Below are 25,480 nucleotides of genomic sequence, written 5' to 3' on the forward strand. Positions count from 1 at the left end.
AACTTGCTGGAAACAGGGTTCCGATTCATGAATACTTTGATCTACTACAGTTTTAACGTGATGATTTTGGCGGCGATTATATTGGTCGTCGGCCTGATCAAACCCAAGTGGATACTGCTGTGGATGGACAAACCCGGTCGCCTGCCTATCATCGCGATTGCCGGCGCCATATTCATGGCCGGCGCGGTGATGTTCGGCGAAGGCAACAAACAAAAACAACAGGAACAAGCTGCGGCCGCGGCCAAGAATCCAGCCCTAAAAGGGGCTGAAGAAGTGCCGGATTTACATTAATCCGTCGCATAAATTCGCGCTGCAAATTTCGCTTTTTGCTTCCCTCACGCCAGCCCGCTCCCTGATGGTTATCAAACAGATATGCTGAAATTTGCGGTGGAAAAGATATATTTAAACTCTAAAGCGCGCGACCAATCGTTTTAGAACCTGCAAATCGCCGGCTTCGCTGTCGGCTTGGTAGCGTAAGCGAATATAAAGCGCGGTAATCCGCTCAATCGCTTCGGCTAAATCCGGGCGCAGCTTTTTGGCGCGCTCGGCGACGGTTTGGGGACCGTCGCCAATGTCAACGCTTAAGCCGGCTTTACCTAACTTGGCGCAGAACTGCCGGTACAAGCGCAACGCCGGATCTTGGCGGCGCCGGTTAGGCCGCAACAAGCGCCAAGCCACGACACCACCGATACCGGCAACGCTAATCACCAGCCAATAGCCAAGCTTCACAAAGCTGTCTATTCCTAAGCTCTGTAAAAACGCTTTCTGATTAACCGTGTCATAGTTGATAACCCAGCGTTGCCAGTTGTAATCGACGCTTTGCCACAATTGCCGGCCGCGTTGCAGCCAGGACAAGGTCTTGGCATCGAGTTGCACCGGGCTGAAATTCACCGCACCGCTAGCAATCTGTAAATCCACATTCACGCCGCGCTCGATGCGTTCCGGAGCGATGGCGGCAGTCGGGTCAAATCTGACCCAGCCGCGTCCTTCCAACCAAGCTTCCGCCCAAGCATGAGCATCGGCTTGCCTGATCTCCAGAAAGCCGCCGACTTGGTTAATCTGCCCACCTTGATAACCGCCCACCACCCGGGCCGGAATCTCCGCCACGCGCAGCAAATAGACGAAGGCCGTGGCGTAATGGCTACAAAACCCGGCACGGCGCTCAAACAAAAACGTCTCGATGGGTTTATCCGGCATCGCTTCCGGGCTTAAGGTGTAATGAAAATTTTCCTGCCGGAAATATTGCAACAAATTGGCGATAAACAACTCGGGGCTTGCTGGCCGGCCTTGTAACTGCTTAACCAATTCGACGATTTTTTCCGACGCTTTGCCGGGTAGTTGCAAGCTTTCCCGACGCTCGGATTTACTGATGCCGCCGGTGTTATAGGCTGGCGACGAGCTCAGCCGATACTCGGCGCGGTCGCCGGGGTTTTTGTTGGTAATTAATTGATACAAACCGTTGCGCCGCAAGCCTTCAAACTGGCTGGGCATCTCCAGCGCGAATACCCAATTCTGTTTTTGCGGCTCCATCATCAGCGTGTAATCGTAAGTCGTGCCGGTAAAAACAGGTTGATCCGGATTTTTCTCCCGCCCTAACACCGGCGGCGCTCGCCAACTTACGCCATCGGTATTGGCATACACCGGCCCGCGCCAATAGCGCTGCGCGGGCGGCGGCAGGTCGCCGGTGAATTTGACACGGAACACCAGTTCCGGCGATAGACTCAATTCGGCAATCGAGCCTGGCTCCAATGTATTGCTTAAACCGCTTTTGGCATGCGTATCATCGTCCAACCAACTCCAGTGCGGTGCTTCCAGTCGCGGGAACAACACAAACAACACCAGAGCCAGCGGCAGGCTTTGCAGAATAATCGCCGCCGAAATTTTTAAAGCCGCCAGGGTTTGCGGCGCCTGGCTGTTTTGCGTAATCAAGGTAGCCAGCAAGACCCCGCACACCAGCAGGATATAAAGCGCCATCAAGATACTTTCTTCGTACAAAAACTGCGTCACGGCGACGATGAAAGCCAGATAAACGATCACATACACATCGCGCCGGCCGTGAATTTCCAGTAACTTCAAACCCAAGGCCACCACGAACAGACTGGTACCGGCATCGCGGCCGAATACCGAGTGCTGCTGACTGTATAACAAGCCTATTCCCAGCAGCATCAATAAAAACACGCCAAGCCGGTTCGGCAAATAGCGGGGCTGCCAAATACTCAGCAAGCGCCAAAGCAGCAGCAAGGTAAAAAAACTGAACAATATCGGCGGAATATGCCAGGCATGCGGCAAGGTGATCAGGCCTATCGAACCCAACATAAACAACATCAGCCGTGTGGAGGGTAGAAACGGCATGCTCAAAACAGCGCCAAGGCTTGCAGGCAGTGACGGTAATGCGCGGCGCCGTTGTCCGGCGGCAGACGCAAGCCGGGCAGTACCAAGCCGTAGCGTAAGCCGGCCTGTTCGGCGTCCACTAGCCAACGGCATAACTGGCTGAGGCGTTCTTCGGTGTGATGCCCCGGTGCCTGTTGATAATCCAACAACAATTCACTCGCACTGGCGCCGCTGTAATGTTTACTGTGTACGCCCTGGCCTTTGGCGAAGGCTTTCCAATGGATTTGCCGAATCGCGTCGCCACGCTGATACACTCTTACGCCATCAAACTCATCCCCGCTGCGGCGGTTTTGGCCGGGTTTATCCTGACCGCCGTCGCTATCCGGAAACGGCAGTAATTTACTGGCCGGCTTGGGATACACCAGCAGCGGGCTATCGAAACGTAGTGGCGCCCAAGCCCGAAATAAACCCAAGGGGTAGGTACTGGAAAGGGTCAGCGTACCCGGCAATTGCCAGCCGCGTTGCCGGGTGGGCTGATACAGCGTGACGGTTTGGGTTTGTTCGGCGGCCAAGCTTATGGATAACTCGGATTGCAAAGCCAAATCCAACGCAAAGCGCGGCTGCGAACCCGGATTGCTGATCTGGAAATTAAACGGACCGGCCTGGCCGGCAAACACCGCGTGCTGCCGGGCCGGCTGAATCGCTAATCCGGCCAAGGCTTTGAAGCTGTGCAGGATGGTCACGAAAAAGATGCTGGCCAGTAAAAATCCCAGTAAATACGCCAAGTTATTGTTGTAGACAAAACCTATCAGCACCAGCAACAGAATCAACAGTACAAAAGCCAAGCCGCGTTGCGTGGGGAGAATAAATACCCGCCGCTGCGTCAACACAATCGGTCCTGCGGTCGGCGCTTCGCCGGTAAAAAAGCGCGATAGTTTAAAGCGCTGTTTTAAGGATAAGGCCGCTTCGCTCAAAATACCGGCACATGCTTGAGAATGGGCGCGACGATGGCCGCCGAATCATTGGCGCCCACGTTTAAACGATGTCCGGCCACTGCCGGCAAAACCGCTTGCAGATCTTCAGGCAACACGGCCTTGCGCTTGTCGATAAGCGCCCATGCCTTGGCGGCGGCCAGCAAACCCAGTCCGGCCCGCGGCGACAAACCGTTGGCAAAGTCCGTGGATTGGCGGCTGAACGCCAGAATGGCTTGCAGATAATCCAGCAAGGCCTGCGATACGTGTACCTGATCCGCCGCCTGTTGCAACTCTGCCAATTGCGCGGGTAGTAACGCTACAGGCAACTCGTCGATCAAGACATGCCGGGGTTGACCGCTTAGTAATTCCCGTTCGGCTTGCCGGCTGGGATAACCTAACTCGATACGCATCAAAAACCTATCGACTTGCGATTCCGGTAAAGGGAAGGTGCCAATCTGATGCGCCGGATTCTGGGTAGCGATGACGAAAAACGGTTGCGGCAGGGGATAAGTACGGCCTTCTACCGTTACCTGCCGTTCTTCCATCGCCTCTAATAACGCACTTTGCGCCTTGGGCGTGGCCCGGTTGATTTCGTCGGCCAGGATCATTTGTTTGAAAATTGGCCCGGGGTGAAAACTGAAGAGCTGTTGATGGGCATCGAATACCGAGGATCCGACGATGTCGGCCGGCAAAATATCGCTGGTGAATTGAATCCGCTGATATTCCAGACCAAACAAGCGCGCCAGAGTGTGGGAGAGGGTGGTTTTGCCGACACCGGGAATGTCCTCAATCAGCAAATGCCCTCTGGCCAACAGGCAGCACACCGCCAGACGAATTTGGGGTTGTTTACCGAGAATGACTTGATTGGCGGCGGCGAGTAAGCGGTCGAGAGCAAGGTCCATTGTGCAAAAAGCTAGAAATGTCGATGACTCGAGTATAGATCAGCTTGGTTGCACCTGCTATCGGCTTCATTGTATAAACCAGGGATTGACATCCGGCCGACAGAAGCCGGTTATTAAACCATGCAGCCCTGCTGCGGAGAGCACCATGAAAGACTATACCGATGTACGCGACCAACTATTGAATATGCTGGAAGACCTGGACGACAGGCTGGGAAAAATCACCGAAGACGTCAGGCACACCGACAAACCGCTGGCCCAGGATTTTTCCGAACAGGCCGTCGAAACCGAAAATGACGAAGTCTTGGACGCCTTGGGCAATGCTACGCGCGACGAAGTCGAAAAAATCAAACAAGCCATTTCCCGCATCGATGCCGGTACCTACGGCATTTGCCTGAGTTGCGGCGAACCCATAAAAAAGGAACGCTTGGCTGCGGTGCCGTATGCCAATCAATGTATACACTGCGCCGAAAAAAGCCAGCACCGCTAGGCCGATCCACCACTCACCAGCATAAGGGTTGCTGCCAAGCAGGAATAAGCCGGCCGGTTTTGAATTGTGTACTATCCTTGCCGACGATCATTCCTTTTATTGTTGGGACATAAATCATGGATATCGCCGAACTCTTGACCTTTTCCGTCAAAAACAAAGCCTCCGACTTGCATCTTTCCGCCGGCCTGCCGCCGATGATTCGGGTGGACGGCGACATCCGCCGTATCAATATCCCGTCCTTAAATCACAAGGAAGTCCACGCGCTGATTTACGACATCATGAACGACAAGCAGCGCCGCGATTACGAAGAGTTTCTGGAAACCGACTTCTCGTTCGCGCTGCCCGGCGTGGCTCGCTTCCGGGTCAACGCCTTCAATCAGGATAGAGGCGCCGGCGCGGTATTCCGGACCATTCCGTCCAAGGTGTTAACCCTGGAAGAATTGGACGCGCCGAAATTTTTCGCGGAATTGTGTACCAAACCGCGCGGCCTGATTCTAGTGACCGGCCCAACCGGTTCCGGTAAATCCACCACGCTGGCGGCGATGGTGAATCACATTAATACCAACGATTACGCACACATCCTGACCGTCGAAGACCCTATCGAGTTTGTCCACGAAAGCCAGAAATGCCTAATCAACCAGCGCGAAGTACATCGCGATACCTTAGGTTTCAACGAAGCCTTGCGCTCGGCACTGCGGGAAGACCCGGACATCATTCTGGTGGGTGAGATGCGGGATTTGGAAACCATCCGCCTGGCCTTGACCGCCGCGGAAACCGGCCACTTGGTGTTCGGCACCCTGCATACCACCTCGGCCGCGAAAACCATAGACCGGATTATCGACGTGTTCCCTGCCGCCGAAAAAGATATGATCCGGGCCATGCTGTCCGAATCCTTGCAGGCGGTTATCTCGCAAACGCTATTGAAAAAAGTCGGTGGCGGCCGGATTGCCGCCCACGAAATCATGGTCGGCACCCCTGCCATCCGCAACCTGATCCGCGAAGCCAAGGTGGCGCAGATGTATTCCGCGATCCAAACCGGCCGTAAAGACGGCATGCAGACGCTGGATCAAAACCTGAAGGAATTGGTCGACAAAGGCTTGATTACTGCGAAAGGCGCGATGGTCAAAGCCGTCAACAAAGATATGTTCCGTTAAATTTTAGGAGGCGTCATGGACTTTAAAGCCCTATTGGCCCTGATGGTGGAAAAGAAAGCGTCCGACTTGTTCATCACCGCCGGCCGGCCGCCGTCGATGAAAGTCAACGGCAAAGTCGTCGAAGTGTCCAAATCCGTTTTAACTAGCGAACAGACCATGATGCTGGTTCTCAGTATCATGTCGCAGCGCCAACGCGACGAGTTTGAAAACACTCACGAATGCCAGTTTGCCTTGAGTGCCCACAGTCTTGGCCGGTTCCGGGTCAGTGCGTTTACCCAACGCGACTCGGCCGGCATGGTGTTGCGCCGCATCGAAACCACCATCCCCAGCGCAGAGGAATTGCACCTGCCGCCGGTGTTGAAAGAACTGATCATGTACAAGCGCGGTCTGGTGATGTTTGTCGGTGCCACCGGTACCGGTAAATCCACCTCGCTGGCGGCCTTGATTCGGCACCGCAACGAAAACAGCAGCGGCCATATCATTTCCATTGAAGACCCTATCGAGTTTATCCATCCGCACAAGGGCTGCATCATCACCCAGCGCGAAGTGGGCCTGGATACCGAATCGTTTGAAGTGGCGTTAAAAAACACCCTGCGCCAAGCGCCGGACGTAATCCTGATTGGCGAGGTCAGAAGCCGGGACACCATGCAACATGCGATCACCTTCGCCGAAACCGGGCATTTGTGCGTCTGTACCCTGCACGCCAATAACGCCAACCAGGCCTTAGACCGCATTCTGCATTTTTTCCCGGAAGAAATGCACAGCCAGCTGTTCATGGATTTGTCTTTGAACTTGCGCGGTATCGTCGCCCAACAATTGATTCAGCGCGCCGACGGCAAGGGCCGCTACCCGGCTATTGAGATTTTGCTGAATACCCCGCTGGCATCAGACATGATCCGCAAGGGCGAAGTACACAAATTAAAAGAACTGATGAAAAGCTCCCGCGAGCATGGCATGCAGACTTTCGACCAAGCGCTTTACGATCTGTATACGGCGGGTAAAATTGGTTACGATGACGCCTTGCACGCTGCCGACTCCCGCAACGAGGTGCGCCTGATGATTAAACTGGGGGCCGAGAACGTCAACTTCGAAACCGCCGGCATGACCCTGGCCGAAAACGACGACGAGGGAGGCAGTCTTTTTAAATAGCCCTGGATATAACTCGCTTGTATACATTTAGTACTAGTAAAGTCTCGCTACAAAACGCCGGTTCGGCACTGTTAATAACACTTTTGGCGGGCTGCGCCTCGCAGCCGCCCGCCGGCGATAAAGCCAATACTCGCGTCCGCACACCCACCCAACAAACCGCGCCCAACCAGTCGCGCCAAGCCACGCCGGACTTACGGCCGTTCGCCAGCGTCGGCGGCTATCACGCTACAGCCGTCACCGGTGATTACGCCGGCTATCCGGCTTTGAACCAGTTCATCGAACAGATGGTGCAAAAGCACGGCTTTAACCGCGAATATCTGCAAGGCCTGTTCTCGCAAGCCAAACGCAAGCAATGGACGTTGGATTATCTGGCCAAATCCGATCAGGGCATGAAAGGTAAAACCAGCAAAGGCGGCTGGACCCGCTACCGCGCGCAATTTCTGGACGACCGGCATATCAACGCCGGCATCAGCTTCTGGCAACAGCATCATGCAACGCTGCAACGCGCCAGCCAGCAATACGGCGTGCCGGCCGAATACATCCTGGGCATCATGGCCGTGGAAACCACTTTCGGCAGCTTCGTCGGCAACCATAGAATCATCGACGCGCTAACGACCTTGGGCTTTGACTACCAGCGGCGTGGCGAATATTTCCGCAGCGAACTGGAAAATTTTCTGGTGATGAGCCGTAGCGAGGGCCTGGACCCCGGCAAACCGGTCGGCTCCTTCGCCGGCGCAATGGGCCTGGGCCAATTCATGCCCGGCAGTTTTTTGCAATGGGCGGTGGACTTTAACGGCGACGGCCGCCGCGACCTGTGGAATCCGGAGGACGTGATCGGCAGCGTGGCCAATTATTTTGCTCAGCACGGCTGGCAAGCCGGTCAACCCATCGTCTCGGCCACACGCGGCAGCTTCCATGGCATCGACAGCCTGGAACCCGGCGCGGACCATGCTTATTCTTTGGATACCTTGGTTAAAGCAGGTGTGGAACCGGCTGACACATGTGCTTGCGATTATCCGTTGCGGCTGTTGTTGCTCAGGCATCAAAGCAAAGACGAATACTTGCTGGGACATCCTAACTTTTATGCGATTACCCGCTACAACCAGAGCACGCACTATGCGATGGCGGTGCATGAGTTGGCGTTGGCGATTAAGAGGGGGTATCAGAGGGTGGCTGTTAATCGGTCTGATGCTGGGTAGGATTTTTGTGTCGCTGGCGCGACGGCTTGATTTAATGTCGGTTCTTGGACCGACAACCGAGATACTTTTCTTTGCTTGTCCAAAGAAAAGTATCCAAAAGAAAAGACACCCGGATGCCGCTTTGATCCTCCGCTCCTCGCTTTTGAACGGGGTTGCCGAAAGGGGCTTCCTGCCCCTTCGGCAACGCGATGCATCCCTGCATCGCCCCTGCGGGCTATTCCGCTCAAAAGCTCCGGTGCTCGGCGCGGCATACGGGAACAAAACCATCCCGATTTCACGATACCCCGTAGGTACGATTAGCGGAGCGTAATCGTACGCAAGACTCACATCCCCCCGATTACGCTTCGCTAATCGGGGCTACGATGCTATAGATAAGTGTCAATCCTTTAGTCTCCATCGGGTAAAACCAGCTGGATTTAATGAGTTGGCCTTTTTGGTCATCGGTTACCGTTGTCATAGTTTTCCGCTGTTTGTATGTAAGTTAAAATTTAAAGTAAGCTTCATGGTTCCATGTATTTTCTAAGGCCCTGTAAATCATCGGGTATATTGGATACATTGGTGCCACATTCATCTTGATTGTTTTCACCGCAAAGCAATTGTTTTAGATTGCTATATTTACTCATTTTTTTTTCAAAAAATTGAAAAAAAATAGAGTCTTGAATAGTAATATTAATGAATTTATCTTTATAGGCGATAAAAACACGCCAAGGTACACTTACACTTTCCTTTGCCCGCTCAAGCTTTTTTGAGGCATCAAATGGAAGCGATAAAAATACATCCACCAGTTCATTCAACTGCTCTGCTGTCATCTGTGCATAGCGGTCTTCGGATTCACTACCAAAATCAGTTTTGTTGCGGTGAAAATGGACTTTGCCATCGGGATATATTTTGATAACGGAAGTAGGAACGCCGCCCCAGGTATGCGTCAACTCGAAAACAGGCTCGGGATTAGTTTCTGCCAAGCTGTTTTGGCATGACAATAAGGTGAAACAGAAGGCTGCAAGGCGCAATAACCAACAGGCATTGCGCTGTATTTTCAAACTATTCAAAATCATATAAAACTCCATCAATTACCGTTATCACGCGCAATAGGGGCCAGGTCTTGCATTAACGCATTATTATTTTTCATGCGGATAATCTCCAGGTTTTATCATTTGCCGCATTGCCAACGGCGGAGGCGTTGACTCCTGTCCATCCGTTGAGCCGATCAACGGTATTATCTCGTTCCCACGCGCCGCGTGGGAATGCAAACCAGCCGCGCTGCGGTCAGCTAAAACCAATCCCGATAAACCGGCAACAATCCATCCTGCCCCGCATAATTCCGGGCACTCGAATACCGCCAATGCTCCGGTAAATCGACATAGCCGCGTTTGACCGGATTCAGGTGGATATAGTCTAATTTCTGCCGCAAGACGTCGGGGTTGTCGATCAACTGCGGATGACTACCTTCTTCCCACAACTGATAATCCCGGTCGGTTTTATGAGCCTTGCGAAACCAGTTCAATTGCTTCAATAAGCGCTCGGCGTTAATGGCTTGCAAATAATCGATCAGCTGGCGCGCGGTGTATAATTTGAAGTGGGCCAATTGATGGGATAAATCGTCAACTTGTACCAGCAAATGCAAGTGATTTTCCAAAATGACGTAGCCGTAAATTCGCCAATTGTGCTGCTGTTGACGGTAAATCAAGGCGTCCAGCACGATTTGCACGGTAGCCGGGCGCGTGAATAACGGTATCCAGTTAAGTACGGTACAGGTTATGAAATGCGGCTGCTGGGATTGGAGAATGCGGTAACGACTGCGGCCCATGGGTTTGACCTCGTTTGCTTGCTTTGTCGTATGTTACCGCTGGCGCGGATAGTCTGCGTTCCCACGCGGCGCGTGGGAACGAGGAAATACTAAATAACATCCAAAGCGAGGTACGGTTTTCTCCCGTATACCGCGCCGAGCACCGCAGCTTTTGAACGGAGCAGCCCGTAGGGGCGATGCATGGATGCATCGCGTTGCCGAAGGGGCAGGAAGCCTCTTTCGGCGACCCCGTTCAAAAGCGAGGAGCACAGGGAATAAGCGGCATCCGGGTGGCCTTTTCTTTGGATACTTTCTTTTGGCGAAGCACAAATTCGCCGGGAGCGAATTTGAACAGCCGTCAGGCTGGCCCGAAGGGCAAAAACCAGGGATGGTTTTCGTAGCGAAAGTATCTCGGCTGTCGGGCCGAGACCCGACTTACAAATAACCCGTCGCGCCAGCGACACAAAAAAACCAAACTCCAGCAAAATCAGGCTTAACTTATTCGGACTGACCAGAGTCATCCAACAACTCAAACTCCTCCCCCTCCCGAGCCAAACAAACCGAAACCTCACCAGCCTGCAACAGCGATGCAAAAATCGCCTCCAAATCCGCATCACTCCGCGTCGGCTCATGATGCGTCAAAAATAACTGTTTAGCGCCCGCCTGCGCCGCGAAATTCATCGCCGAACGATAAGTGCCGTGGCCCCAGCCATGTCGGTTGGCGTATTCGGCGTCGGTGTAGGAACTGTCCATGATCAACGCATCGACCCCGGCCATGGCCGCAATCACTTCTTCGTGCTTTTGTTCTATTAATTCCTGCATGGCCGGGTAGCCGGGATGATCGGGCTGATAAGGATTAAGCTGTGGCTCGTAATCGCCGGTAAAAAATAAGGAGCTGCCGTCGGCGTCATCCAGACGATAGCCAAAGTTGTAAACCGGATGATTCAGTACCGTCGGCGTCACCCGTACGCTACCCACGGTAATCGGCGCGCCGGCTTTCAGTGTGAAATAACGCACCTCGGCCTTTAACTGCGCTTCGCTGATCGGGAAATAGCTGTGTTGTAACTGCACATGCATGGCTCGCTCGATACCCTGATGGGTCAAGGGTTCCAGGCCGCCGTAGATATTGATGATGTTGCCGGGCTTGAACATCGGCAAAAAAAACGGCAAGCCTTGGATATGATCCCAATGGGTATGGGTAATCAGAATATGTGCTGTCAACGCTTGTTGGGGCAAGCTTTGCGCCAGCGCGTGGATACCGGTACCGGCATCCATAATGATTAAATCGCCGGCGCTACTGGTGACTTCGATACAGGTGGTGTTACCGCCGTATTTAACCGTGCTCGGTCCCGGCGTGGCAATCGAGCCGCGCACTCCCCAGAACTTGAATTTCATGGCCCAACAGCCTCAGCAATCATCAACGCGCTTCGTCCCAATTCTCGCCGCTACCCACTTCCACCAGCAAGGGCACATGCAACTCGGCCGCGCCGGACATGATGCCGCGGATGGTTTCCATATGTTCCCCCATGCGCGCTTCTGATACTTCAAACACCAATTCGTCATGTACTTGCATGATCATTTTCACGTCCGGATTGTCCGTGCCTATCCAGGCGTCGCAAGCCAGCATCGCCCGTTTGATGATGTCGGCGGCTGTACCTTGCATCGGTGCGTTGATCGCGGTGCGCTCGGCGTATTGGCGCATCGCGGCGTTGCGCGAGTTGATCTCCGGCAAATACAAACGCCGGCCGAAGATAGTTTCCACGTAACCTTGCTGTTTGGCCAGTTCCCGGGTGTTGTCCATGTATTGCTTCACGCCGGGATAACGGCTGAAGTACAGATCAATATAGGCCTGGGCCTGGTTGCGCGGCAAGCCCAATTGCTGGGCCAGTCCAAACGCCGACATGCCGTAAATCAAACCAAAATTGATGGCCTTCGCCGAACGGCGCAAATCGTGAGTCACCTGATCCAGTTCCACTTCGAATACTTCCGCCGCCGTCGCGCGATGCACGTCCACACCTTGCGAAAACGCCGCCAGCAAGCCGGCATCGCCGGATAGATGCGCCATTATGCGCAACTCAATCTGCGAATAGTCGGCGGCGACGATTTTATAGCCGGGCGGGGCGATAAAAGCCTGCCGAATCTTGCGGCCTTCTTCACTGCGAATCGGGATGTTTTGCAGATTGGGGTCGGATGAGGACAAGCGCCCGGTCGCGGCCACGGCCTGATGATACGAAGTATGCACCCGGCCGGTGCGGCTACTGACCTGTTGCGGCAATTTGTCGGTGTAAGTGGATTTCAGCTTGCTCATGCTGCGAAAATCCAGAATCAGCTTGGGCAAGGCATAATCCACCGCCAGTTCTTGCAACACCGATTCGTCGGTGGACGGCTGACCTTTCGGAGTTTTTTTCAACACCGGCAAATTTAAACGGTCGTACAAGATTTCCTGAATCTGCTTGGGCGAACCCAGGTTGAACGCCGATCCGGCCAGATCGTGGGCCTGCTGTTCGATGCCTATCATCCGGTTCGCCAACTCCAGACTTTGCTGGGCCAGCATCGCACTGTCGATCAGCACGCCGTTTTCCTCGATCCGCGCCAACACGCCGATCAGCGGCACTTCTATCTCGTTATACAAGGCCCATAAACGGGGGTGCTGTTGCAATTGATCGGACAGGGTTTGATGCAGACGCAGGGTGATGTCGGCGTCCTCGGCGGCATATTCGCTGGCTTGCTCGATAGCCACTTCGGCAAAGCCGATTTGCTTGGCGCCCTTGCCGGCCACGTCTTCGAAATGAATGGTATCGACGCCCAGGTAATGCTTGGCCAGATCGTCCATATTGTGTTTGGTGGCGGTGCTGTTTAGCACATAGGATTCCAGCATGGTGTCGTGTTGGATGCCGCGTAGTGCGATGCCGTGATTGACCAGCACATGGGCGTCGTATTTCAGGTTTTGGCCTAGTTTGGCTTTGTTTGGGTCTTCCAGTAAGGGCTTCAAGGCATCCAAGACGCTTTGCCGGTAAAGTTGGGCCGGTACGCCGGGATAATCGTGCGCCACCGGCAGATAAGCGGCCTGGCCGGCGTCTACCGCGAAGGACACGCCGACGATTTGCGCGTCGCTGTAATTCAGGCTGGTGGTTTCGGTGTCAAAGGCAAACAGCTCGGCTTGCCGGAGTTTTTCCAGCCAGGTATCGAAATCGGTTTGGGTGAGGATGGTTTGGTAGTTTCTGGTAAGCGCGGCCTTCGGCTCATTCTCCTCCGCGGGTAAAGGCTGAAATGAGGGGGGGCTACTTTGATTTCCCCTCACCCCTCCCTCTCCCGCTGGAGAGGGGGTTGAACCGTCGCCGTTCAAAGTTTTTAGCCAGCTGCTGAAACCCAAATGGCCCAACTGATTTTTCAGCGCGGCGATGTCCGGCTCCTTGCGTTTCAAATCGTCCAGACTGTAATGCAAGGCCACGTCGCACTTAATGGTGGTCAGTTCGCGGGACAAGGGCAGTTGGCCCAAGGCTTCGCGCAAGTTATCGCCGACTTTGCCCTTGATCTCGTCGGCGCGGGCGATCAGATTATCCAGCGTGCCGTATTCCTGCAACCATTTGGCGGCGGTTTTCGGACCGACTTTCGGCACGCCGGGGATGTTATCCACCGCATCACCCATCAGCGCCAGATAATCGATGATTTGCTCCGGCTTGACGCCGAATTTGTCCTGCACACCCTGAATATCCATGCGGGTGTTGGTCATGGTGTTTTCCAGCGTGATTTGCTCGTTGACCAGCTGCGCCATATCCTTGTCGCCGGTGGAAATGATCACTTCAAAGCCTTGGCGCGCGGCGTTTTGCGCCAGACTGCCCAGCACGTCATCGGCTTCCACGCCGTGTTCGATAATCAGCGGTAAACCCAAGGAGCGAATCAAATCGTGCAAGGGCGCAATCTGCACGCGCAAGTCGTCCGGCATCGGTGGCCGATGCGCTTTGTATTGATCGTACAAATCATGTCTGAAAGTCTTGCCCGGCGCATCGAATACCACGGTGATATAGGGCGTGTTGTAATCATTGATCAGCTTGCGCAGCATATTGGACACGCCGTAAACAGCGTTAGTTGGCTCCCCCTGGGCATTGGTCAACGGCGGCACGGCGTGAAAGGCGCGAAACAGAAACGACGAGCCGTCGACCAGAATCAATTTGTTGGGAGCGGAATCGGACATGTAAAGTCAACAAGCAAGAATTAGGGTTCCCGCAACGATACAGGGCCACGCTGATGGCTGCAAGTGCGTTATTACCAGTTGGCGCCGGGACGCTTGACTGCCAGGCCGGCTATCGACTATGTTGCATCACACCGTTTGAAAACTGCTTTCCTCGTGAGTTCAGCCATGGCATTACCGCACTCCCAGCGCAGCATTAGCCCGGAAGAATATCTTCGGGGATAACTACAGCCCACAATCAAACATCAATTAATCGATGGTGAGGCTTATGGGATGGCGGACGCCAGCGAAAACCATAACTTACTCGCTGGCATCAGCCTCTTAAACTTAATCCTGCAACACCGTTTTTTGCAGTCTGGCCCGGCGTTTTTTCAGCCAGATGACTACTCCGGTCACCGAGAGCATCACAATCACCAGCCCCAGCAGGCACACAAAAATCCGGTAAGGCATGCCGAACACGTTAGCCATGTGCAAGGCCCCCAACCAGTTAGTCACTGTGTTGCCGGCATACTGGCCGCGGGGCAGTAACAGCAATTTTTCAGCACCGGTAGTGGCGTCGATTACCAAGCGGGTAGTGCCGTGCTTGTCCTGTATATCCAGGCTAGTGCGCACCTGATAAACATAAAACCCTTTGGCCGGGTTGTAGCGAAAGCCTGACGGTGACTGAATCACAAATCCTTGCTCACGCGCCGCTTGGCCCATCTGCTCGACGGCTATCCGGTAAGCGTCAGACCAGGCAATTGCTGGCTGCTCCAAGGGTTTGTCCAGATCAGGAAAATCGATCCAGGGTTCGTGATAATCGGTGAATACCGCCCGGGTGACCGGCGCGTAAACAGTATCTGCCAGATTCATATAAACGCTGGACCAGGCGAACACCAACAGCATGGCCCACACCCACAAGCCGCCGGCCCGATGCAAATCAAAGTTTATTCGGAAGCTGGAGCCGTTCCATTTAATTTTCCAGGCCGGCGCCCAGCGTTGCCAAAACGAACGCGGCTTTCCGTGGGCAGCCGGCGAGGTGTGTCGTTTTGCAACGGGCAGCGTCAGATAAAATCCCACGAAGCAATCCAAGGTCCACACCAGCGCGGTAATGCCTAAAATCCAGCCGCCGATTTCATCCAGTGCCAGGGCATAATGCAATTTGTATACAAAGGGCATCAGGTTGATCCAGCCTTCGGAAATCGCGCCCCAAGTGCGGCGGCCCAGTTCTTCGCCGGTGTAGGGATTCAGAATCAGCTGGGTGAAGCCAAGTTCGTACGGCTTACCGCTAGCCGGATCGGTGCGCGGCGCCACATCGAGATGCGCGGCATCGTGTTCCAGCCATATTGAAACAACATTACCCTGAGGCACCAACAGTTCGGCCTTGGCTTTTAGCAAAGGCGGGCTCAAGCGCGGTAAAGACGATGCTGGCGCCGATAGCTGCGGGCTGATCAAATGCTCCAATTCGCTATAAAACGCCAACAGACTGCCGGTCAGGCCGACGATGATCAAAAAAACCGTCATCGCCAGACCGGCATAACGGTGCACCAATACCCAAAAGGGACGAATTTTCATAGCGGCTCCAGGATTTCCATTTCAAGCCGGCAAAGTACCGGCCATCATCGGATAAGACGTATGAGGTAGTGAAATTCCCACCGGCCTAGCCAAAGAAATCTTAGGATCGGGGTTGGACCGCCCCGATCCGCTAATGCGTTTGGAATCAAAACTCCACCCGCACCGAACCTAAAAACGTCAACGGTTCGCCGGGGCGAATATTCAGCCGATTGCTGGAATGGTCGTAATAGGTTTTGTCGAGTAAGTTGTAGACATTGAGTTGCGGGGTGATTTTGGTGCCACCGTGTTTGAAACTGTAACTAATGCTGGCATCCCAACGCGCATAGCCAGGCAATTGAAAGCTGTTGGCGTTATCGCCCTGCCGCTGGCCGCGGGCATAAACGCCGGTACCGAAGTTCAAGCCCCGCAAAAGGCCGTTGTCTATGCCATATTTGGCCCACAGGCTGCCAGAATGGCGTGGTGCCGTGGGCAGTTGGTGGCCGGTGTTGCCCGAGTTCGTGGCAATGGCGTTGCCGTCAGCATCATAGATCGCCGCCGAATCCTTGGTGATTTTGGTATCGGTATAGGCATAAGTGCCGATCAAACTCAGGTTCTCGGTAACCCGGCCGGTTATGTCGAGCTCCACGCCGCGGCTACGGGCTTCGCCGATCGCGACACTGTATCGGGGATTATTCGGGTCGGTGGCCAGCGAATTTTGCTTAGTTATATGGTAATACGCCAACGTCGAACTCAGCCGGCCATCGAAAAAATCGGTTTTGATGCCGCCTTCGAATTGGGTCGCGGTTTGCGGTCCGAACGGTTGGCCGGAGGCGGAAAGGCCGCCGTTATTGCTGCCGATCGATTCGACGTAATTACCGTAAAGCGCCAGCCATTGCCAGGGTTGATACAGGATTCCGACCCGAGGGCTGAAAAATTCGCTACGGGTATTTTTCATCGAGATTGCGGCATGCGAATTCGACGATTCGCCGCTACCATTTTCCGTCCAGTCGTGGCGGCCGCCGCCCAAAATATGTAGTTTGTCCCACAAGGTGATCTGATCCTGAAAATAGACGCCGTACCAGTTATCTTGGGATTTATAGTAAAAGTTCTTCGCGCCGGCCAGCGCCGACATATCGACACCGTACACCGGGTTGTTGATATTGATGTCCAGGTCCGAATAAGTATCGGCATAGCCCGAAAATCCGCCGCCGTCCTGACTGTTAAAGCGATTTAAATCGAAGCCGACCAATACATCGTGGTGGGCAAATCCGGTATCGAACTTGCCGGTCAAATCCAGATTGGTGCTGTAGGTCATCCGGTGTATGGGTGTATGCCACAGGCCGCGAGAAAGCGTTTGATTGTCATCCGCCAGGCTATCCGCCCACAGTATCGATTGATGATACTGCGCGTCGATGTATTGGAAGCGGTTTTTCAGCTTCCAGTCTTGGGTGAACTGATACGACCAATCGAAACCCAACAGCACCTTATCCTGAGTATTCGGGTTTTGACGATTGAACACCGCGTCGCCCAGATAGCGATTAATCGGGAGATTGGCCGGACGGTTGCCGATAGCCGGAATGCCACTATCGCTGCCGTCTTCCACCCAGGTATCGTGCTGATATTCGATGTCCAGATTGGTTTCGAAGCGGTCGTTGGGACGCCAGGTTAGCGAAGGCGCGACAAACACATGCTCCTGATGCGCGAAATCCCGAAAGGTATCGTTGTCTTTGTATGCGATATTCATCCGGTACAACAGCGATTTATCCGCCAATAGCGGTCCCGTCGCATCGACCGTGGTGCGGAAGAGGTCGTATGAGCCGAACTGTTGTTGTACGGAATAATAAGGGGTGTCGAGCGGACGCTTGGTCGCCAGGTTGACCAAACCGCCGGGTTCGATGCGGCCGAATAAGATCGATGCCGGCCCTTTCAGGACCTCCACCCGATCCAGATTGGCGGTTTCCAGGTTGGTAATATAAGGTTGGCGCAGCCCGTTACGATAGGTGCTTTGCCCGGCATCGAAGCCGCGGATCGTGGCGTTGTCGTAAAAGCTATAACCGCCCGATTGCACGCCGCTGACGTTTTTCAACGCATCGCCGACCGAAATTGCTTGTTGATCGTCCAGCACCGCGCGCGGAATCACTTGGATCGACATCGGCGTTTCCATGATGGGGGTATCGGTTTTGGTCGCGGTACTGGCGATGGGCCTATTGTAGTCGCGGCTATAAGGGTCCGTGAGGTCATACGCAGCCTTACCGGCCACCGTCACCGTAGGCAAAGTATTGGCGCCAGATTGCGGCTCGGGTGCGGCGGCTTTTTCCAAAGTCACCGTGCCGTTGCGGCTGGATTGCACCGCCACGCCGGTGCCCGCCAGCAATTTTCGTAAAGCCTGCTCCGGTGCATATTGGCCGGATACGCCAGGAGAGATAACGCCGGCGGTCAATTTGCCGTCGGCCACCACTTGAATGCCGGATTTCAGCGAAAACTCCACCAAGGCCTTGTCCAGAGTCTGCGAGCGAATCCGGTAGTCGGCCGTTTGCTCGGCCAGGGCTGTCGAGGCCGGTTCCACACCGTGCGCGGCATGGGATGCCGCCAGCGAAAGTAGCAACAGGCCGCCGGGCAGCCGCGCGGGTGTTTTGGACTTGCACCGTGGCAAGCGGGTGGCGATAGGTGTTTGATCAGGCATTTACATCTCCGCAAGATAAATCGTCGTCAGGGTTGCTGGGCGATTCGGCCCATTAACCAGCAAGGACGATGGCTTTGCGCATATCCCTAGGCAAAATTAAAAATATTTCACCTCTACGCCACGCTGTGTTTATTGTGTTAAGAAACGCGAGTCATTAAACTGGTATTCACGATGTTTTTCGAACAACGGAAGAAGCCGCCATGCCTGTTACCTTACAAATAAATCCCGAACTAAAAGCCCAATTGAGCGCGCTTGCCAAGCAAACTCATCGAGATGAAACGGAGCTAGCGAATCAAGCCATCGGCAATTTCATTGCGTGGGAAAATGGCATGCTGGATAAAATCAAGGAAGGGCTTGCTCAAGCGGACCGTGGAGAATTCGTTGACGACGCGGAAATGGCCGCGTTTTTTGAACAACATTCGTTGCCATCAATGAAATGAGACTCCGCTATACCCGGCGAGCCAAGACCGATTTGAGCGAGATATACGACTTTGTGGCTCAAGACAACCGCAATGCTGCAACACGAATTATTACCAAAATTCACGACACGCTGAATAGCTTACTCGCAAATCCTTTCATGGGCCGTCCGGGCCGTATCGACGGCACCCGAGAACTGATCATTACGCATTTTCCGTTCATTGTTGTTTACCGTGTACAGGATAAGGACATTCATGTGCTTGCCATTATTCATACGGCCAGACTTTGGCCGGACACACTCTAACTTTACCCTAGCAACACCCAATAGTCGGCAATGCGCCGGGCCCGAATGCCGAAGGTTTGCTCCAGCGCGGATACCGCATCGTCCAACTTGTCGATATTAAACACCGCCGTGATCGGCCGATTTTCCAATTGCGGGTCCGTGACGATCAAACGGCCGGGGCGATAACGATTGATTTGCGCCACCACCTCAGCCAGCGGCGCTTGCACGAATACCATTTGCCCTTGGCGCCAGGCCAATTCGCGCGCTATGTCGGCCGTGTGCTTGGCGGAGAGCCGGGCGCCTCGATAATGCGCCGACTCGCCCGGTGTCAAGGCTGTGATCTGTTCGGGATGGCTTTCGGTGCTGGTTTCCACTCGGCCCTCGGCGACGGTGACGGCAACATTTTCCGAACGGCGGCCGACGCTGAACGCGGTGCCGGTGACTCGGGCGCGGGCGTCGCCGGCCACCACCCAAAACGGCCGTTGCGGCGCGCGCGCCACTTCGAAATACGCTTCGCCGCGCAGCAGCGTAACCCGGCGTTCAGCGGCGGTCATTTCGATGCCAACCGCGCTGTCGGTATTCAGCAGCAACCGCGAGCCGTCGGTCAACGTGACTAGGCGCTGTTCGCCGGTGGCGGTGTGATAATCGCTTTGCAGGTTTTGCAGAAGTGTCGATTGCGGGAGCACGGTGATCAAGACCGCGCAAGCGGCCAAGGCCGCTGCCATGCTAGCGGTTCGCAGGCGTCGAGGACGCTTGGCGGTCAAGGGTGCCGCGGCTTGCCGGCGAACGGCCTTGGCGGGGGCTTCCAAATCCGCGAACAACGCTTGCACCGTATCCCAGGCCTCGGCATGCAAGGGGCTGGCGGCCAGCCATGCGGCAAACCGTTCTCGCTCGGCAGCGTCGACATCGTCCGCGCGCAGCCGAAAGAACCAGGCATTGGCTTCGGTAAAGAGGCGGTCGGAAGCGGAGGGTGATTCGATTGGGTGAATGGCGAGACTCCGGGGTAGCAGCGGCTAAAAGTTCAGTTAAGCGCGATTGTAAAGCAAAGCCCGAGCCGGTTCGACCGGGTATATTTTCAGCATGGGATACTTGAATGGGGGGCGGCTGCGCCGAGTGCTATTTAAACAGCACTCAAGTATTGGCCAAAAAACTTCGACACAGCAGCAGCGCTTGGCGCAGATGATATTCGACGGTTCGTTCGGAAATATCCAGTCGCGCGGCGATCTGTTTGTAGCTCAGTTCGTCGGCGCGGTATAACAGAAAAATTTCCCTGGTTCTGTCCGGCAAGCTGGCGATGGCTTGTTGCAATTGTTCTCCCAGATATTGCCTGGCGACGATGTCTTCCGTGTGCGGTTTCGAGTCGGCGATGTCGGTATCCAGCGGCACCATCTCGCGATGTTGCTGGCGTTTGATACCGCGCAGATGGTCACGCGCCAGATTGGCGGCGATGGTAAACATGAAGGCATTCAGATCCAGAATGTGTCGCGGCTCTTGTCTCAAAAACCGCAGATAGGTTTCCTGCGCCAGCTCCTCAGCCACTTCCCGCGAGCGGACCTGCCAATACAGATATTTTTGCAGTTGCGGGTGGCTGGCGTTAAAAAAATCGGCCAATTCCTGACTGGTGGCGGTGTTGTGTGGTTGAGTCATGCCAAATCGAATTCATGCGAGAATCCAATTTTCTGCAAGCTACATGCCATGGCGGCGGATTGCCGGCAATATGGGGTGCCCGTGTAGCCGGGGTCGTTGAATTGGGGCTAAAAAACTAAGGCATATGGCCAATCCTATGCGCGATATGACACAGTTGGTTTGTTAGGTTCGCTGCTGTTCGGGTTGGTCGACCAAGGCTGCAATCACCAAATCGCCGCTAACATTTAAAGTGGTGCGGCACATGTCCAGGAAGCGGTCCACCCCCAAAATCAAACCCATGCCTTCAGCAGGAATCCCGACCTGTTGGGTCAATATCATGATCAGCGGTAACGAGCCGCCGGGTACTCCGGCCGTGCCGATACCGGCCAATATCGACATCAACACCACTTGTACCTGCTGCGCCAGCGATAAATCGACACCATATACCTGTGCCAGAAACAGCACGGTAATGCCTTCGAACAAGGCCGTGCCGTTCTGGTTGGCGGTGGAACCTATTGTCAATACAAACCGCGCAACTTCCGGCCTAAGTTTTAAATCGTGTTCCGCCAGTTCCAGCGAGCGCGGCAATGTGGCATTCGACGACGCTGTGGCAAAGGCGTAGAGATAGACATCCCGGCATTGCCGGAAAAAATTCAAGGGCTTTAGGCTGGTAAAGAAGCGCAACAGCATGCTGTACACCACCACTTGCTGTAGCAGCAGCCCCGTCACCACCACCAGCACGTAAAACCCCAAGGAAAACAATATGTGATGCCCAAATTTGAAAGTCGATTGAAACACCAGCGCAAACACCGCAATCGGCGCCAGTTTCATCGCGGTATCGACGATCAACAAGCAGGCGGCATAGGTTTCTTCCAATAAGCCAACCCAACGCGACGGCTTGTCGCCATTGGTCGCCGCCAGCGCCGCGCCGAAGGCCAAGGAAAAGAACATCAACGACAACATCTCGCCTTCCAGTGCTTGAGTGGCACTGGCGAACGGATTTTTGGGAATGATCTCCAACAAAGACTGCACCACCGGCTTGGCTTGGGCGACGTTTTGCTGGATTTTATTCACGCCGCTGCTATCGCCCAACATCTGCGAAATATCCAAACCAACGCCCGGCTGCGCCAGATTGACCAGTGAAATCCCCACCGCCACCGACGCCGAACTGGCCAGCAAGGTAAAAAACAAAGTGCGCTGGGCGACCCGCGCCAATCCGTGATGATTGCTGAGTTGATACACACCCAACATCAAACCACTCATCACCATCGGCACCACGATCATGAAGATCAGCCGCAAGAAGATTTGGCCGATGGGTTCCATCAAGTAGCGGTTAAAGATTTGCAATGCCTCGCTGTTGGCAAAGCCGTGGCAGACCAGTCCGGCGCACGCGCCCAGCACTAAACTCAGCAGTAATCGGTGGTGGTTTTTCATGACGGAATTAGAACAGTTAGCGGGGATGCTTTGATCTTAGGGGTTTTGCGGATGCTTTGCTTGATTTCTCGCCATGATGGGTTTTGGGTCGGATGAAAATGCTCTGACAATCGATACCACCCCCGCAGTTATTCGGGTCTGCATTTAGCGAGGTAAATGGCGGTGATCATGGCACCTGAATGACGGGAAACAACATTAAACCAATAAAACTAACGGGAGAAGTACCAAGCAGTCAGATGGAGAATGGGGTCGGAAGGGGCGTAAATGGTGGCAAAAGTACCGCCGTAGCGAGTGTCGAGGTGAATTATTAACTGCTAATAATGTAATCTTGGCGGGGTGTCACGAGCAGCCCTAAAAATAGAGTGTTCCGCGGAAATGCGGGTGGAGTTAGAGTGACGCGCAGCGAGCCGGCAGAAGCACGGGTGGTTCTGGGCGGTCTGGCGGGAGAGCAAGTCAGAGAGGTTGTAGCGAACAGCCTAACGCGAGCAAAGTGCAATCCAATGACTACATCTTTTCAATGGCGAAAACACGAGGGTCGTAGTGCGTAACCACGAAATACTATCGCTAACTTGCGGGATTAAGTGCTAGTGACTAGCGAGTGCTTTAACGCTGGGTTGAGCCCATGCCGGAAGGGCATGGGCTCGGTATTTCATTAATCAATGGCAGTTCTTACTTTTCCAACAACGCAAATTTACCGGGTTTGCCGTTCCATTCGTCGGCGTCTGGTAGAGAGTCTTTCACTTCCGTAATGATAGGCCATTGTTTGGCCAGTTCCGCGTTCAGCGCTGCGAAGTGTTCTTGGCCTTCCGGCAATTCGTCTTCCGCGTGGATGGCGTTGGCTGGGCACTCGGGTTCACAGAGGGTGCAATCGATACATTCGTCGGGATCGATAACCAGAAAATTGGGACCTTCATGAAAGCAATCGACGGGGCATACGTCAACGCAGTCGGTAAATTTGCATTTGATGCAGTTTTCGGTGATTACAAAAGCCATATTGTTCTTCCAAGGTTAGGTAAATGAACAAGCTGCCGTGCATGGCGGAAGCTTTATGGTTAAAAATGCACCTGCCGCTTAACGCGGCAGGTGGCTGATCGGCAATATTAAGCAGAATAAGGGCCGACAAGATCAGCCCGTATAATGCTTATTTGTCTTTGTTACGTTCCTTAACTTCCTTGATCACCTCTTCCGCGACATTGCGTGGGCAAGCGGTGTAATGCGAGAACTCCATGGAGAACTGGCCGCGACCGGAAGTCATGGTGCGCAAATCGCCAATGTAACCGAACATGTCGCTCAGCGGCACGTCGGCTTTAATACGCACACCGGTAACACCGGCATCTTGCGATTTGATCATGCCGCGGCGACGGTTCAAGTCACCGATTACGTCACCGACATGCGCATCCGGTGTGAATACGTCCACTTTCATGATCGGCTCCAGCAATTGCGGACTACCTTTTGGGATCGATTGACGGTACGCGGCACGGGCAGCGATTTCGAAAGCGATGGATGAGGAGTCGACCGCGTGGAAAGCACCGTCGGTCAGAATGACTTTGAAGTCCAAGCAAGGGAAGCCTGCCAACACACCTTTGTCGATACTGGCTTTAAAGCCTTTTTCGACAGCAGGCCAGTATTCGCGAGGTACGTTACCGCCGGTCACTTGTGATTCGAATACGAAACCGCTGCCTGCTTCGCCTGGCTCGATGACGTAATCGATTTTCGCGTATTGACCGGAACCGCCCGATTGTTTTTTGTGGGTGTAGCTGTCTTCGATGCGTTGGGTAATGGTTTCGCGGTAAGCCACCTGTGGTTTACCCACGTTGACGTCTACACCGTGGGTACGGCGCAAGATGTCGACTTTAATGTCAAGATGCAGCTCACCCATACCTTTGATGATGGTTTCGCCGGATTCTTGGTCGGTTTCAACGCGGAAAGAGGGATCTTCTTGCACCATTTTGCCCAGCGCAATACCCATTTTTTCGTTACTGCCTTTGTCTTTCGGTGCAATCGCAATGGAGATAACGGGATCCGGGAATACCATCGGCTCCAATGTGGCCGGTTTGTCGGGGTCGCACAGGGTGTGGCCGGTTTGCACGTTTTTCAAACCGATCAACGCGACGATGTCGCCGGCTTGTGCGGTTTCGATCTCGTTACGGTCGTTGGCGTGCATTTCCACCATCCGGCCCACACGTTCGGTTTTGCCGGTGTAGGTGTTCAATACGGAGTCGCCTTTTTTCAGCTTGCCGGAATAAACACGGACGAAGTTCAGGGCGCCGAAACGGTCGTCCATGATTTTGAAAACCAGCGCGCGGAACGGACGTTCTGGATCGACAATCGCGTGTTCGCCGGTTGGTACGCCTTCGATATCGGTTTCAGGCTGCGGGTTAACTTCGGTAGGATTCGGCAGATATTCGATAACACCGTCCAGTACCAATTGCACGCCTTTGTTTTTGAACGAAGAACCGCAATAGGTCGGGAAGAAATCCATCGCGATGGTACCTTTACGGATGCAGCGTTTGATTTCTTCGATGGTGGGTTCTTCGCCTTCCAGATATTTTTCCATGATGTCGTCATCTTGGTCGGCGACTGAATCGATCAGTTTCGCGCGCCATTCTTCGACTTGTTCCACCATGTTGGCGGGCACATCTTGGATTTCGTATTTCATTGGATCGCCGGAGTTATCCCAGACCCAGGCTTTGCGAGTCAACAGGTCGACCACGCCGACGAAATTGTCTTCTTCGCCGATAGGCAAGGTCATGACGACCGGTTTTGCACCGAGTACGTCTTCGACTTGCTTGACGACGCGGTAGAAATCCGCGCCCAATCTGTCCAGCTTGTTGACGTAAATGATACGAGAAACTTTGGAGTCGTTCGCATAGCGCCAGTTGGTTTCGGATTGCGGTTCAACGCCGCCGGAACCGCAGAATACGCCGATGCCGCCGTCCAATACTTTCAAGGAACGATAAACTTCGATAGTAAAGTCAACGTGGCCCGGGGTGTCGATGATGTTGAAGCGGTGTGGCTCAAATTGCTTGGTGCTGCCCGCCCAAGAACAGGTAGTGGCCGCTGACTGAATGGTGATACCGCGCTCGGCTTCCTGAGCCATGAAGTCCATGGTTGATTCGCCTTCGTGAACTTCACCGATTTTGTGGATTTTTCCGGTCAGCTTCAAAATCCGCTCGGTTGTCGTGGTTTTACCGGCATCGACGTGAGCGAAGATGCCGATGTTTCTGTAAAGCGATAGATCAGTCATGGTTATACTCTAAAAATGGACATAAAAACTTTTAAACCCCAGCACCATTGCCACGGTTGGTTGTGGATCACATAGCTGCTAGT

22 protein-coding genes are annotated in these 25,480 nt (G+C 54.1%); 7 read left to right on the forward strand and 15 right to left on the reverse strand.

The genetic code is table 11. The features are described from left to right. Positions 1-27 precede the first annotated feature (27 nt). Positions 28-291 (forward strand): hypothetical protein, encoded by a 264-nt coding sequence (locus tag JL719_RS00840; RefSeq protein WP_033158303.1) that lies wholly within the window; start codon positions 28-30, stop codon positions 289-291. A 111-nt stretch (positions 292-402) separates the two neighbouring features. On the opposite strand, the gene JL719_RS00845 is transcribed toward JL719_RS00840, so the two are convergent. The 3 genes from JL719_RS00845 to JL719_RS00855 are packed head-to-tail and all read right to left on the reverse strand — an operon-like array spanning position 403 to position 4,207. Further along, on the reverse strand, positions 403-2,352 hold the full coding sequence (locus tag JL719_RS00845; RefSeq protein ID WP_033158302.1) for a transglutaminase TgpA family protein: 1,950 nt from the start codon (positions 2,350-2,352) through the stop codon (positions 403-405). A gap of 2 nt (positions 2,353-2,354) precedes the next feature. Next, positions 2,355-3,305, reverse strand: a complete 951-nt coding sequence (locus tag JL719_RS00850; RefSeq protein WP_033158301.1) for a DUF58 domain-containing protein — start codon at positions 3,303-3,305, stop codon at positions 2,355-2,357. Then, complete coding sequence (locus JL719_RS00855) at positions 3,302-4,207, reverse strand: AAA family ATPase (protein ID WP_033158300.1); 906 nt, start codon at positions 4,205-4,207, stop codon at positions 3,302-3,304. Before JL719_RS00855 ends, JL719_RS00850 begins: the two co-directional genes overlap by 4 nt. Before the next feature lie 145 nt (positions 4,208-4,352). On the opposite strand from JL719_RS00855, the gene JL719_RS00860 reads away from it, so the two are divergent. From JL719_RS00860 to mltB, 4 genes are all read left to right on the forward strand, one after another. Beyond that, positions 4,353-4,694, forward strand: coding sequence for a TraR/DksA family transcriptional regulator (locus tag JL719_RS00860; protein ID WP_033158299.1), 342 nt, complete (start codon positions 4,353-4,355; stop codon positions 4,692-4,694). Positions 4,695-4,810: 116 nt separating this feature from the next. Then, positions 4,811-5,848, forward strand: a complete 1,038-nt coding sequence (locus JL719_RS00865) for a type IV pilus twitching motility protein PilT (RefSeq protein WP_026602881.1) — start codon at positions 4,811-4,813, stop codon at positions 5,846-5,848. Between the two features lie 15 nt (positions 5,849-5,863). Further along, positions 5,864-6,997, forward strand: coding sequence for a PilT/PilU family type 4a pilus ATPase (locus JL719_RS00870; protein ID WP_033158298.1), 1,134 nt, complete (start codon positions 5,864-5,866; stop codon positions 6,995-6,997). Positions 6,998-7,014: 17 nt separating this feature from the next. Continuing rightward, complete coding sequence (mltB, locus tag JL719_RS00875; protein WP_033158297.1) at positions 7,015-8,196, forward strand: lytic murein transglycosylase B; 1,182 nt, start codon at positions 7,015-7,017, stop codon at positions 8,194-8,196. 500 nt (positions 8,197-8,696) lie between these two features. Here mltB and JL719_RS00880 read toward each other — a convergent pair whose 3' ends face one another. From JL719_RS00880 to JL719_RS00910, 7 genes are all read right to left on the reverse strand, one after another. Continuing rightward, on the reverse strand, positions 8,697-9,251 hold the full coding sequence (locus tag JL719_RS00880) for a hypothetical protein (RefSeq protein ID WP_129871319.1): 555 nt from the start codon (positions 9,249-9,251) through the stop codon (positions 8,697-8,699). A 215-nt stretch (positions 9,252-9,466) separates the two neighbouring features. Then, positions 9,467-10,003, reverse strand: a complete 537-nt coding sequence (locus JL719_RS00885; protein ID WP_033158295.1) for an REP-associated tyrosine transposase — start codon at positions 10,001-10,003, stop codon at positions 9,467-9,469. Between the two features lie 89 nt (positions 10,004-10,092). Further along, complete coding sequence (locus JL719_RS00890) at positions 10,093-10,503, reverse strand: hypothetical protein (RefSeq protein ID WP_165385903.1); 411 nt, start codon at positions 10,501-10,503, stop codon at positions 10,093-10,095. Next, a complete protein-coding gene (locus JL719_RS00895) occupies positions 10,481-11,377 on the reverse strand; it encodes an MBL fold metallo-hydrolase (RefSeq protein ID WP_033158293.1) in 897 nt (298 codons plus the stop codon). The genes JL719_RS00890 and JL719_RS00895 overlap by 23 nt, the downstream gene beginning before the upstream one ends. 22 nt (positions 11,378-11,399) lie before the next feature. Next, the gene (gene polA, locus JL719_RS00900; protein WP_033158292.1) at positions 11,400-14,177 is read right to left on the reverse strand and encodes a DNA polymerase I; all 2,778 of its coding nucleotides are present in this window, start codon (positions 14,175-14,177) and stop codon (positions 11,400-11,402) included. A gap of 324 nt (positions 14,178-14,501) precedes the next feature. Next, entirely contained in the window at positions 14,502-15,728 is a 1,227-nt protein-coding gene (locus JL719_RS00905) for a PepSY-associated TM helix domain-containing protein (RefSeq protein ID WP_051670283.1), read from the reverse strand. A gap of 145 nt (positions 15,729-15,873) precedes the next feature. Then, the gene (locus JL719_RS00910) at positions 15,874-18,390 is read right to left on the reverse strand and encodes a TonB-dependent siderophore receptor (protein ID WP_051670281.1); all 2,517 of its coding nucleotides are present in this window, start codon (positions 18,388-18,390) and stop codon (positions 15,874-15,876) included. A 200-nt stretch (positions 18,391-18,590) separates the two neighbouring features. Here JL719_RS00910 and JL719_RS00915 point away from each other — a divergent pair, with 200 nt between their 5' ends. Together JL719_RS00915 and JL719_RS00920 are read left to right on the forward strand one after the other, a co-directional pair. Then, positions 18,591-18,830, forward strand: coding sequence for a CopG family ribbon-helix-helix protein (locus JL719_RS00915; protein ID WP_033158291.1), 240 nt, complete (start codon positions 18,591-18,593; stop codon positions 18,828-18,830). Continuing rightward, positions 18,827-19,111 carry a type II toxin-antitoxin system RelE/ParE family toxin gene (locus JL719_RS00920; protein ID WP_033158290.1) on the forward strand — a complete coding sequence of 95 codons (285 nt, stop codon included), beginning with the start codon at positions 18,827-18,829 and terminating at the stop codon, positions 19,109-19,111. The genes JL719_RS00915 and JL719_RS00920 overlap by 4 nt, the downstream gene beginning before the upstream one ends. Positions 19,112-19,113: 2 nt before the next feature. Here JL719_RS00920 and JL719_RS00925 read toward each other — a convergent pair whose 3' ends face one another. The 5 genes from JL719_RS00925 to fusA all read right to left on the reverse strand — a co-directional run bounded on the left by JL719_RS00925 (position 19,114) and on the right by fusA (position 25,397). Next, complete coding sequence (locus JL719_RS00925) at positions 19,114-20,100, reverse strand: FecR family protein (RefSeq protein ID WP_308441642.1); 987 nt, start codon at positions 20,098-20,100, stop codon at positions 19,114-19,116. A gap of 121 nt (positions 20,101-20,221) precedes the next feature. Then, positions 20,222-20,737: an RNA polymerase sigma factor gene (locus tag JL719_RS00930; protein ID WP_051670277.1), complete on the reverse strand. Its 516-nt coding sequence runs from the start codon at positions 20,735-20,737 to the stop codon at positions 20,222-20,224. 162 nt (positions 20,738-20,899) lie between these two features. Further along, positions 20,900-22,150, reverse strand: coding sequence for a dicarboxylate/amino acid:cation symporter (locus JL719_RS00935; protein WP_033158288.1), 1,251 nt, complete (start codon positions 22,148-22,150; stop codon positions 20,900-20,902). A 669-nt stretch (positions 22,151-22,819) separates the two neighbouring features. Continuing rightward, positions 22,820-23,143, reverse strand: coding sequence for a ferredoxin FdxA (gene fdxA / locus JL719_RS00940; protein WP_033158287.1), 324 nt, complete (start codon positions 23,141-23,143; stop codon positions 22,820-22,822). A 148-nt stretch (positions 23,144-23,291) separates the two neighbouring features. Continuing rightward, entirely contained in the window at positions 23,292-25,397 is a 2,106-nt protein-coding gene (gene fusA / locus JL719_RS00945) for an elongation factor G (protein WP_033158286.1), read from the reverse strand. Positions 25,398-25,480 lie beyond the last annotated feature (83 nt).

Origin of the sequence: Methylomonas sp. LW13, from assembly GCF_016865255.1 — a bacterium.
In the GTDB taxonomy this organism is placed as follows: Bacteria; Pseudomonadota; Gammaproteobacteria; order Methylococcales; family Methylomonadaceae; genus Methylomonas.

Bases quoted from the DNA above. Each gene is read 5' to 3' on its own strand.
- JL719_RS00840 (WP_033158303.1), top strand. From the start codon at position 28: ATGAATACTTTGATCTACTACAGTTTTAACGTGATGATTTTGGCGGCG.
- JL719_RS00845 (WP_033158302.1), bottom strand. From the start codon at position 2,352: ATGCCGTTTCTACCCTCCACACGGCTGATGTTGTTTATGTTGGGTTCG.
- JL719_RS00855 (WP_033158300.1), bottom strand. From the start codon at position 4,207: ATGGACCTTGCTCTCGACCGCTTACTCGCCGCCGCCAATCAAGTCATT.
- JL719_RS00860 (WP_033158299.1), top strand. From the start codon at position 4,353: ATGAAAGACTATACCGATGTACGCGACCAACTATTGAATATGCTGGAA.
- JL719_RS00865 (WP_026602881.1), top strand. From the start codon at position 4,811: ATGGATATCGCCGAACTCTTGACCTTTTCCGTCAAAAACAAAGCCTCC.
- JL719_RS00870 (WP_033158298.1), top strand. From the start codon at position 5,864: ATGGACTTTAAAGCCCTATTGGCCCTGATGGTGGAAAAGAAAGCGTCC.
- JL719_RS00880 (WP_129871319.1), bottom strand. From the start codon at position 9,251: ATGATTTTGAATAGTTTGAAAATACAGCGCAATGCCTGTTGGTTATTG.
- JL719_RS00885 (WP_033158295.1), bottom strand. From the start codon at position 10,003: ATGGGCCGCAGTCGTTACCGCATTCTCCAATCCCAGCAGCCGCATTTC.
- JL719_RS00890 (WP_165385903.1), bottom strand. From the start codon at position 10,503: ATGACTCTGGTCAGTCCGAATAAGTTAAGCCTGATTTTGCTGGAGTTT.
- JL719_RS00895 (WP_033158293.1), bottom strand. From the start codon at position 11,377: ATGAAATTCAAGTTCTGGGGAGTGCGCGGCTCGATTGCCACGCCGGGA.
- polA (WP_033158292.1), bottom strand. From the start codon at position 14,177: ATGTCCGATTCCGCTCCCAACAAATTGATTCTGGTCGACGGCTCGTCG.
- JL719_RS00905 (WP_051670283.1), bottom strand. From the start codon at position 15,728: ATGAAAATTCGTCCCTTTTGGGTATTGGTGCACCGTTATGCCGGTCTG.
- JL719_RS00910 (WP_051670281.1), bottom strand. From the start codon at position 18,390: ATGCCTGATCAAACACCTATCGCCACCCGCTTGCCACGGTGCAAGTCC.
- JL719_RS00915 (WP_033158291.1), top strand. From the start codon at position 18,591: ATGCCTGTTACCTTACAAATAAATCCCGAACTAAAAGCCCAATTGAGC.
- JL719_RS00920 (WP_033158290.1), top strand. From the start codon at position 18,827: ATGAGACTCCGCTATACCCGGCGAGCCAAGACCGATTTGAGCGAGATA.
- JL719_RS00930 (WP_051670277.1), bottom strand. From the start codon at position 20,737: ATGACTCAACCACACAACACCGCCACCAGTCAGGAATTGGCCGATTTT.
- JL719_RS00935 (WP_033158288.1), bottom strand. From the start codon at position 22,150: ATGAAAAACCACCACCGATTACTGCTGAGTTTAGTGCTGGGCGCGTGC.
- fdxA (WP_033158287.1), bottom strand. From the start codon at position 23,143: ATGGCTTTTGTAATCACCGAAAACTGCATCAAATGCAAATTTACCGAC.
- fusA (WP_033158286.1), bottom strand. From the start codon at position 25,397: ATGACTGATCTATCGCTTTACAGAAACATCGGCATCTTCGCTCACGTC.